Origin of the sequence: Yersinia similis (genome assembly GCF_001053095.1) — a bacterium.
Classification (GTDB): Bacteria; Pseudomonadota; Gammaproteobacteria; order Enterobacterales; family Enterobacteriaceae; genus Yersinia; species Yersinia similis.
This window is the reverse complement of record NZ_CGBP01000054.1, coordinates 1-9,011: the sequence shown is the minus strand read 5'-3', so window position 1 is coordinate 9,011 and position 9,011 is coordinate 1. Positions and strand designations below refer to the sequence as shown.

Genomic DNA, 9,011 nt, shown 5'->3' with positions numbered 1-9,011 from the left:
GGGTCATAAGGCAGGGGCGCGAACCGACTCAGGCCGTAAGCGTTCAGAAACCCTTCCGTCTGCTCTATAACCTGCTGGTGCTCTTTGTTGCCGGTACCAAATTCTTTTATCCAGGCATTGAAATTATGCTGTATCGCATCCCGGCACTCTTGCTCATCCCAACCCGTGACCACCCGCCCAAACAGCAATGCCGCTTCAAGTACTGCAAAACGGGCCGCTACACGGTGAACCTGTTCCCCATAATCAGCCGGTATCAATGAGCGCCAACGGCTTTCTGCCTCTCTAACAGCGGCTACAGCCTGTTGCTGGTGGTCTGCAAGGTGCTTAATCCAGTAACGTCCTGCGGCCCCGTAGTTGTGCTGATAGGCATCTTTCAGCGCATCAGCGTGGGCTTTGCCGTTGGGGGTTTCATGGTGCTGGTGTGCCTTCTCCAGTGGGATATTCAGCAAGCGAACCAGTTGACCGGCTTTCACCTTGCGCCCTGAGCTGGCGATAAAGGTTTCAATGTCCATTTCCCCGGTACTGAGTGCGATAGTGCGCCAGCGTTTTAAGTCACGATTGCCGCCTTCTTTGGCCCCCTGGAGCTTGCCAACACCGTTAAACAACGTATAGGCAGACTTAGCCACGCTATCAGGATCAGCACCTTGCCCTACCTCATCCAGTGGCATCAGGCCGTCATTGTGGGCGGCGGCTTCATTGGCAATACCGAGCGCCGTTCCGAACCAGGTCAAACGCAGGGCATCCGGTTCACCGTATAGGCTGCTGGCAATATTGGCGGTGGTGGTTTTTCCCGAACTGGATTGTTCATAGAAGTGAATGCCGAACCCGTCAGCACCGGCAAGGCCAATCAGCGGCGCGGCAAGTGCGGCACCAATCCCCGCCATCATTGACGGATTGCCCCGCGCCAGCCTTGCCACCGAATCACACCAACTCTCCGGCGTACCTTTCACTGTGTACCCGGCAGCGGCAGCACTGCGACCATTGAACAGAACCGGTTTTTCAGGTGTCCCGATGATTTCACCGTCCGGCATGATATACGCTCCGCACTGCCAGCCGGTAGCCTGAGCCACACGCCATATCTCACGGGAACCGCTACGCTGTAGCCAGTCGGCCAATGTTGCCCTAAGTGCGGTTTTCGTAGTCACGTTCACCCCACCCGCCTTTAGCGTGCGCCAGCCCTCACGCTCACCAATATCAGCCAGAGGAATTGCCGCTGTAGTCGGTATATCTTCACCTATCGGTAGCCAGCGAATAATCAGGTATTGGTCTTTATCATCCCTGCCAGTGCCGATCACCTCTAAGGGCGAACATAACCAGCTTTCATTGTTGATAATCTCGCCGCTGTCTTTGTCCACCTTCGGCGTGATCCAATAAACGCCGTCTTTCCTGCTAATAATGTGAGGCTTGAGCGGGTCAGTCTGTTGACGGTCTGTTTTACCGCCCTCTATCGTCTTGAGTTGAGCGGCGATTTCTACCGTTTTCGGTTGATACAGTGATTCAGTAAAAGCGTGTGCGGCGGCTTCCGTGCCATTTTGTTGGCGGTAGTCGTCCCAGTCGGCTTTATGGTGAGTCGGTGGTGTGGCTACCCAACCAGAGACGCAAATAGCGGCTTTTACAGCAGAGATAACACCAATATTCAGTTTGGGCTTACCTTTTTCGTCACATTCCCCCGGCTCGTGCCAGTCGTTATCTGCGGCAATGATGATTTTTGCCAGTGGCCACCGTTCACGACAGACCTTCGCAACGTGAATAAGGTTGCCCTCATCCAACGCGGCCAGTACTACCCCATCATCCAGTAACGAAACGGTAACGCCGGTAGCGTAACCCTCGGCGATCAGCACAGTTAGAGGCTGTCCGTTACCTGCTGGCGATTGGAGTCTTACCGGAATAAACGAACCCTTTTTTGTGGTACCCGCTAATAACCGTTTCGAGCCGTCATCAGCCTTAATCACCTGTGCGCCGGTTGTGGTGCCGTCCATCGTTTGCAGTACCAGCAACAGAGAGCCGTCACTGAGCAAGGCCTTGGAGGGGCTTGGAAGTCCCTTATTGAGAAGGTATTGAGATTCACCCGATACTGTTTTAGCCACCAGCGCCGCCACCTTGTCAGCTATAGCGATATTGGATTGAGGCTTATCTCTGGCTGGCTTCGGCTCTGGCAAGGGCAGCGCCATCACACCCGCGACCATTTCCGCCGCTGAACGGGCGTCACACTGGTTAACCTTCATCACTAAATCCAGCCCGGTACCCGCGCCACAATGTGAGCAATGGTAGGTTCCACGACCCTCCCGATCATCAAATCGATAGCGGGTTTTACCGCTACAACTTGGACACTCACCCTCGCTACGATTGGTTGGAATATCCAGATACTGGAAAATAGCTTCCCAATGGCCTTTAGCTTTAACTCGGACATCATTAATAAAGTTATCCTTTATCATTTGGGAAGGCCCTCACGCCGCCAAATTTCAAACTGCGCATTTTGTGCATTATCGTTTAGCGCCTCGGCAATTCTTGGCAGGTACATCAAGGCGTTACCAAGTGCACGTAGATCGGCAGATGCTATTTCATCGCTATAATTCTCGGCACCCTGCAACCAGAAAGCCATGCTCCCCATAGCCGTCATACCGGAAAGAATGCCCCGAAAAGCGTCTTCACTCTCGTTATGTAAATCTTTCAACGTATCAGTATCTAACTCTCTATAATCACTTCTTATCAGGCGGTCGTAGATGTCAGCCATGGTTAATTACTCCCGATAAAAGTGAATTCAGCAGTAAATCGCGCTAACGGAATAACGCAGGGTGCGGGATATCCATCACGGTTAAAGGTGACTCGGTTAAAGGCAACGGCTACCACTGTGATATGTAAGCCGTGGCTGTCTTTATAACGGTCATTAGGTAAAGGCTCACGCATGCTTACCATCCTCATTCATCTCCATGACAAAAATAGCTACCGGAGCCGCTAAGTCGCTAGCCAATCCCAATAAGGTTTTTTTATCGGCACCGTCCAGTGAGTCCAGTATGTAGCTCAACGTCATAAGCAAGGTACTTAGCTGATCGGCTTTTCGAGCTACCAGGTCAAGTGTGATTTGATCAGACATGACGCACCTCCCGTATTGCGCCAACTTCCAACATATCCGCCAGATTTTTTGCACGTTCAGCCGCCACGGCTATTAACGATTCAATAAAGCAAGTAGTGCTATCATCACCATTTAGCGAAAGTTGATATGCGCATGCCAGTAAATCAGCAGTCATAACAGCGTGAGTCTGTGGATCTAAGGGGAGCTGGTAGGTTCTACGGGTTAAGTTATGCATGGCACACCTTACTGAGCGGCAGACGTCCAGCGAATACCAAAACGAATCTACCAGCCAGTAGAGAACGGGCTTCCCACTCACTGGTCGCGCTAATTTGTTCGCGGTGGGGGTGGGCCTGAGGATTGGCACGGACAACGGCCAAAAACAGAAAGGTGAAGCGCTGCGGCGCTGTGGTATTATTTTTCATAGCTGCCTCGATAGACTGATTATCTGTGGTGGCTAGCCCTCGCTCAGTACTGGTAATACTGTTCGGGGGCGTTTCTTTTCTGTGCTCCACCGTGCTAAGGTGTACACCTATAAAGAGCAACCATAACGCTATAGGTGTACACATGTCAATAAGAGATAGCCAGTCACGGGGGGCGGGTAAATCTCCCCCTTTCCATATGCGAATCACTCCAGAGTTAAAAGAACAGTTTGAAGCCGCCGCCGCTGCCGCTGGCGTGAGTCTGGCTAACTGGCTAAAGACGTTAGGTAGAAAGGAATTAGAACGCTTAGGTATCGAACCAAAAGGTTGATACATATACCTCCAAAGGGCCGTATTAGAAGTGCTGCCCTTTTTTATTATGAAAAAATCAGTTCTACGGCTATAAACACAAGCCAAAGTGAACATTTTTTTCTGGTCTACAAAGAGGTTAATCATGGCTACCACTCCACCAGCAACAAAATAGACTGATACTTAGAATATTACCGCTGTCGTTTTCAGGCTGAGTTTGACCCCGGCCATTTAAGGCCAGTAACTTTCTCATACTCATTTTTCCTTTAAACTATTGCGGGTTCTTTTGGATATAAATCAAGAATGACGTTTATTTCACCCTGTGTTAATTGCTGGTGGCCTTTAATAATTGCGTTACGATTAACCAAATCAATAATGCACATAACGTCACGTCGGCTATTAATCCGGTAGCGATAATGATTGCCTATACCGTCATTATTTATTTCGTTGATTCGCTCAAGTTGAATATTCAATAACCGTTCAATTTCAGTTGCATAATTCCGTCCGGAGGAAAGGTGGCAATAACGTAATATTTCGTTTTCAGTAAATCCATTAACACCAGAACTCAGCATATAAAGCCGTGCGCGGTGCTTCTTTGGTATTTTTCTTGACATATTTCACCTCACGCAGACTGACGAACTGATGCCAAGTAGGAATCGAGATCGACTTTCAGATAGATGGTTTTTTTTCGGCCTACCTTATAGAAAGGAATTTTTACCCGGCCTGAACTGTGCCAGTTAGCCAATGTGCGGGGACTAATACCGATGTAATCCGCTGCCTCTGGACGAGTCATTTTTTCTTTCGGAGATGGTAGTTCGTTCATAGTGCTTCACCGTGTTAGTTAGGTAACGACAGTGATAACTATGGGGTAACAAAATGCTGATGAACACCCAGTATAACCGGCTATGCGGGGTGCGTAACCGGCTATGCCCCCTCAGAAAGAATAAGGGTGAAGCTGGTATATACTTTCGGTTTAGGCGGCTGAATACCTTTCTCTTTAATCCATTCACCGAGACGATCAATACTTACCCGTCCACTAAAATGTTTATGTAGATTTTTACACATGGCACCCTTGCTTGCTCCTGGATATCTTTTCCATGTCAATATCGCTATACGAATCGCTTCCGCATAATGGGGATTTCTGGGTTTCTTAGCATTATTTCGCTGCCTTTCATTGAACGTTTTAGATGAAATAATACTTTCTATTTCTGGGTACATTACCTCCCTGAGTGAATCGGCATATACATCTTCAAATAAAGTCTTCGCCATATCTTTACACCCTTGACTCTCAAGGAATAACGCAGAAGTAAATTTCTTTTCAAGGTCTGGCCGAAGACGTGTTCCATATTTTTCAGCAAATTGGAAAGCTGCAAGCTCCCCCCATTTATCCTTTATCTCATTATGAGTATCAGCATATTCATCATCTAAACTAAATACTCGGCCATCTTCATAATCATCCCTGTCAATGGTCAAAATCCGGGCTATTTCTCTCAAATCCCCGCGGCTAATATTCGATGTATCGAAGGCCCCTTTGGATTCATTCCTAATAATTGAATCAATTGCTTTCAAGTAATGATTCATGCCTTGCACTCTCTTTCATCATTATTAAAATACATAAAAAGCATTCTGCGCTTGTCCTCATCAGTCATAGCACTCATAACCGCCAGTAACTGAGTATCTAGATTGCCCGTTTTCTCTACTATTCCGGCATGCTCCAGAATAGCGTGCTCAATTTTCTTGGCTGGTTCCTGCAATTCATCAGCAGAGAAATGTAAATATCCTTGGGTAACATCCGCACTACGCAATGTCCGATGATTCATCAGCCGTTTTAGGATATAAGAGCCAACACCCACCAGCTCCGCCACACTTCCGAAAGTACGCCGAGCATCATGACAGGTAAATTCAATCGGGGATTCCGCGCCATTCTTGGCGGTGTCCGCACTTATTCGGCTTATAACTCGTCGCGGCTCCTTAATAATGCCGCCCTTAGCTCCGGGGAACACATACAGCTCCTTATCGCGGCGCAAAGTTTTACGACGCTGAAATATGGCATGGAGAGTGCCCGTTATCGGTAATTCCAGCGGATCACCGTTCTTTGTTTCATCTATCCAAAAATAATGGCCACTTAAATTTATTCGACTCCATTCTAGGCCGAACACCTCAGAACGGCGCAGCCCGGTAAATAGCGCAACATCCAACGCGTCACATACAGCAACCGAAAAATCATCCCTCATGCTGGTGGATTGCTCCCGGATATAGGCAACAGAAGCCAGCCAGCGAGAAAGCTCATTATTGCGTATACGACTCGTTTTTCTTGTGGTTCCATGCCATTTTCGTTTACTGCTCAATACCATAGTAGGCGGATCAGGTAATAGCCTCACCCCTTCCGTATTCCGGTAGTGGTCATGTGCATATCGATACACGGCTCGCAGTACTCGCGCCCACAAATCAGACTGGGCTTTACTGCCTGACGCAACACCGGAACGCTGTGGTGCCTTACCAAACCATACCGCACCTTCGGTAATTGCCTTGTGTCGATTCTCTACCTGGTCACGATCAATCGAGGCTAAGGGCTTTTTTAGCCAATCACCGGAAAAATTAGTCAGGATACCTAAATACTGTTTGGAGGTAGCGTTCTTTATTCTGGAACCTCGTGATTTTATATACTGAGAAAACGCCGCTTCGAGTGAAACATTTCTATGTGTATCTTCGCGGCGGGTATCGTTCGGATTCTTTCCAGTACGCACCAGTTGCCCAAGGTGATCGGTTGCCATTTCTCTGGCCTGATCCACGGTTAACTCTGGAAATTTCCCCAGAGTTACGCGTATGAATTTACTATCCCGATACCGAGCAACACAGAAAGATTTCACCCCCGTAGGGGTAATACGGAGGCGTAAACCTTGCACAACACTGTCAGCAAACTCTAACCGTTTGATTGGGTCAGGCATGATTGCAAGAAGTGCGGCCTTCGTGAATCTTATGATTTCCAATCTATCCCCCACCCCGGGGATATGCCGGGGATATTTCATATAGGTAATTATGGGTAATTCTAGGTCATAATAGGCGGATAGGCGTAGTAATAAATTACTGATTTTTCTACAACAAGTAATAATAGTGATTTATATCACTCAAAACTCATAATCGCTTGGTCACTGGTTCAAGTCCAGTAGGGGCCACCAAATAAAACAAGGAGTTAGATGAGAAATCGTCTGACTCCTTTTTCGTTTTATCTGAATCGGGTCAGGTAACGGGTCAGGTAAGGAATTACCTCCCTGCCCTATTCATCTCTCTGCCAACATCCCCGGATAGTGCTTCGCCACGATATCATTCATTTTTTCTGTCAGATCGTACCGCTTAAAAGTGATGTGCGCAGTTCCCTTCTGAAAGTAACGAATGCTGAAGAATTCATCTTCGTAAACGTCCTTAGCCGGATTATCCCGGATATGCTCCATCAATCGGGTAGAGATATCGCCACGATTGTCGGGAATAGGTTTACTATCCAGCAGATAAAGCATTCGTTCCAAATCCGCCAACTGGTCTCGCCGGTAACCCTGGTTCAGGGTAAAGCCCCATTGGTTGCAACTGACTAGGTTGCTAATGATTATTTTTTTGCCAAATTGGCATGGACTGTTGGTTTTATAGTGCCAAGACAACCCTTTGAATAAATTGATGACTCCGCGTTCAAATACCTCGTCTTTCTGCTGGTGAAGTTGCTCAAAGGTACTGAGTATGTTGGCTTCGCTGACGGCAGGAATATTATCTCCCTCAAGGTTTCTGTACCACTGGTCACGGGCTTGGGCATCCATCAGGCTCAGCATCCCTGATTTTTTCATCAGGTCTCGCCATATACCGCGATCGAGATTGCAGGTAATCACTTTCATGGCTGTTTCTGCTTTCTCCATGAACCAGCAGCCAGTACGGAAGTCTTGCCGCATGGCCCAGTCCTTTGCAATTCCACCGCCGATGCTGCTGGTAATGGCTGAAATATCCTCAAGCTGGTGGATAAGCGCGTCAATCTGCACCAGTGCGGTATTACGCACGGTGATGATACGTTCAATGCTGGTGGAGCAAATCACATCGGTGTGGCCGGTTAGAACCTGCGGCTCGTCGATAACTGCGCTGAGTGAAGTAGACATCGTAGGAACTCCATAAAAGCAAAACGCCAACTCTTGTTGTTGGCGTCGAGGAAGAGGGATGTTTCAGGTGCCAGTGTCTGCCGTTCAAGACAGTTCCTGATACACCGCGATATAGAGGTAACCGTGACTGCCCAGCGTATCCGCTTCACAGACAAATTCTCCATGCCGAACCGTAATGCCTTGCTGACGGCGAGGGTCAAGCTGACCGGACAGCAACTGCGACTCCAGTTTGGTTATCAGCGCTGGGAATGCCACATCAAGAGCCTGAGCGGCTTGAGGGGAAAAGGTGCCGACAATGTGGGCTCTGTCGCTCAGAAAATGCAGATGCGTTCCCTCCTGAACCAGTCGGGCCCCCAACCGCGGCGTAATATCACGTTTCAGGCCCCATGTTGGGGAAGTAGTCATGTGGTTATTCATGTTAACGGTCTCTGTGGAATAGGATTGAGGGACTCGGTTGGGTACAGCAATGTGGGTGGAAAATGAGCCCGCCACAGGCCAGCAGCCTGGCGAGCCCGCACGATATCGCCCTTGCTCAACATCGGGTCTTGCGCCAGTGCGCTGAACCCGTTACGACCAATTCGCACTAAGGCATATTTCTCAACCAGTGTGTTGATGGTGTCGCCGACTGAAATCCCTTGTTCTATCTGTTGTGTAATCACCTGTTCATCGTGATAAGGCGTATCGTTGAGGCTCAGGCCATAGTGGTGTTCCAGCAGGAAAGCGAGCAGTTGTTGATAAATAACAGGCACGGGCAATGCGCCTGGTGAGGTGGGTCGTGGTTTCATGGGGATGTTCTCATGGTGGATAATTTGGGATTAAGTCAGGAGATGAGCGCTGTTACCGCGTCGTTTGGGGCAGTCTTGTATCACCAGTCGAATGTGGCGAAACTGGGCAACACATCGCCCAGAGCATCAATATGCAGGTAGGTTAGCCCATGGCGTTTCATTAATGTGGTGACCAGACGGCGGCAGGCTTTGGAGAGGCCCAACTGCCTGAGCCGCAATACCGGATGGTTCCAGGCATTAAGTCGAATCAGATAGCCTGTGCCGGTAAAATGGATCCATTCGCCATCGC

The 9,011-nt window shown here is 48.8% G+C and carries 15 protein-coding genes; 1 reads left to right on the top strand and 14 read right to left on the bottom strand.

All coding sequences use genetic code 11. The features are described from left to right. From AC971_RS20840 to AC971_RS20890, 6 genes are all read right to left on the bottom strand, one after another. Positions 1-2,435, bottom strand: a 2,435-nt coding sequence (locus AC971_RS20840; protein WP_082160206.1) for a TOPRIM and DUF927 domain-containing protein, incomplete at its 3' end; no start/stop codon positions are given. Continuing rightward, positions 2,432-2,734, bottom strand: coding sequence for a hypothetical protein (locus AC971_RS20910; RefSeq protein WP_025381459.1), 303 nt, complete (start codon positions 2,732-2,734; stop codon positions 2,432-2,434). The genes AC971_RS20910 and AC971_RS20840, both read right to left, overlap by 4 nt. Before the next feature lie 2 nt (positions 2,735-2,736). Continuing rightward, positions 2,737-2,907 (bottom strand): DUF4222 domain-containing protein, encoded by a 171-nt coding sequence (locus AC971_RS23675; RefSeq protein WP_038402012.1) that lies wholly within the window; start codon positions 2,905-2,907, stop codon positions 2,737-2,739. Further along, the gene (locus AC971_RS20900; RefSeq protein WP_025381461.1) at positions 2,900-3,094 is read right to left on the bottom strand and encodes a hypothetical protein; all 195 of its coding nucleotides are present in this window, start codon (positions 3,092-3,094) and stop codon (positions 2,900-2,902) included. Before AC971_RS20900 ends, AC971_RS23675 begins: the two co-directional genes overlap by 8 nt. After that, the gene (locus tag AC971_RS20895; RefSeq protein ID WP_025381462.1) at positions 3,087-3,308 is read right to left on the bottom strand and encodes a hypothetical protein; all 222 of its coding nucleotides are present in this window, start codon (positions 3,306-3,308) and stop codon (positions 3,087-3,089) included. Before AC971_RS20895 ends, AC971_RS20900 begins: the two co-directional genes overlap by 8 nt. Further along, on the bottom strand, positions 3,301-3,495 hold the full coding sequence (locus AC971_RS20890; protein WP_038402409.1) for a host cell division inhibitor Icd-like protein: 195 nt from the start codon (positions 3,493-3,495) through the stop codon (positions 3,301-3,303). The genes AC971_RS20895 and AC971_RS20890 overlap by 8 nt, the downstream gene beginning before the upstream one ends. Before the next feature lie 142 nt (positions 3,496-3,637). On the opposite strand from AC971_RS20890, the gene AC971_RS23670 reads away from it, so the two are divergent. After that, positions 3,638-3,823 carry a toxin-antitoxin system HicB family antitoxin gene (locus AC971_RS23670; RefSeq protein ID WP_071825436.1) on the top strand — a complete coding sequence of 62 codons (186 nt, stop codon included), beginning with the start codon at positions 3,638-3,640 and terminating at the stop codon, positions 3,821-3,823. Positions 3,824-4,067: 244 nt separating this feature from the next. Here AC971_RS23670 and AC971_RS20880 read toward each other — a convergent pair whose 3' ends face one another. The 8 genes from AC971_RS20880 to AC971_RS24855 all read right to left on the bottom strand — a co-directional run. Beyond that, positions 4,068-4,415, bottom strand: coding sequence for a hypothetical protein (locus tag AC971_RS20880; RefSeq protein WP_025381463.1), 348 nt, complete (start codon positions 4,413-4,415; stop codon positions 4,068-4,070). Between the two features lie 8 nt (positions 4,416-4,423). Beyond that, the gene (locus AC971_RS20875; protein ID WP_025381464.1) at positions 4,424-4,624 is read right to left on the bottom strand and encodes a helix-turn-helix domain-containing protein; all 201 of its coding nucleotides are present in this window, start codon (positions 4,622-4,624) and stop codon (positions 4,424-4,426) included. 101 nt (positions 4,625-4,725) lie between these two features. After that, positions 4,726-5,382 carry a hypothetical protein gene (locus AC971_RS24020; protein WP_025381465.1) on the bottom strand — a complete coding sequence of 219 codons (657 nt, stop codon included), beginning with the start codon at positions 5,380-5,382 and terminating at the stop codon, positions 4,726-4,728. Then, positions 5,379-6,791 (bottom strand): tyrosine-type recombinase/integrase, encoded by a 1,413-nt coding sequence (locus AC971_RS20865; RefSeq protein WP_025381466.1) that lies wholly within the window; start codon positions 6,789-6,791, stop codon positions 5,379-5,381. The genes AC971_RS24020 and AC971_RS20865 overlap by 4 nt, the downstream gene beginning before the upstream one ends. Before the next feature lie 291 nt (positions 6,792-7,082). Beyond that, on the bottom strand, positions 7,083-7,937 hold the full coding sequence (locus AC971_RS20860; protein ID WP_025381467.1) for a DUF4942 domain-containing protein: 855 nt from the start codon (positions 7,935-7,937) through the stop codon (positions 7,083-7,085). Between the two features lie 84 nt (positions 7,938-8,021). Then, positions 8,022-8,354 carry a type IV toxin-antitoxin system YeeU family antitoxin gene (locus AC971_RS20855; RefSeq protein WP_025381468.1) on the bottom strand — a complete coding sequence of 111 codons (333 nt, stop codon included), beginning with the start codon at positions 8,352-8,354 and terminating at the stop codon, positions 8,022-8,024. After that, entirely contained in the window at positions 8,351-8,722 is a 372-nt protein-coding gene (locus tag AC971_RS20850) for a TA system toxin CbtA family protein (protein ID WP_025381469.1), read from the bottom strand. Before AC971_RS20850 ends, AC971_RS20855 begins: the two co-directional genes overlap by 4 nt. A gap of 80 nt (positions 8,723-8,802) precedes the next feature. Then, positions 8,803-9,011: DUF5983 family protein (locus AC971_RS24855; protein ID WP_231573047.1), on the bottom strand; the 209-nt coding region annotated here is incomplete at its 5' end.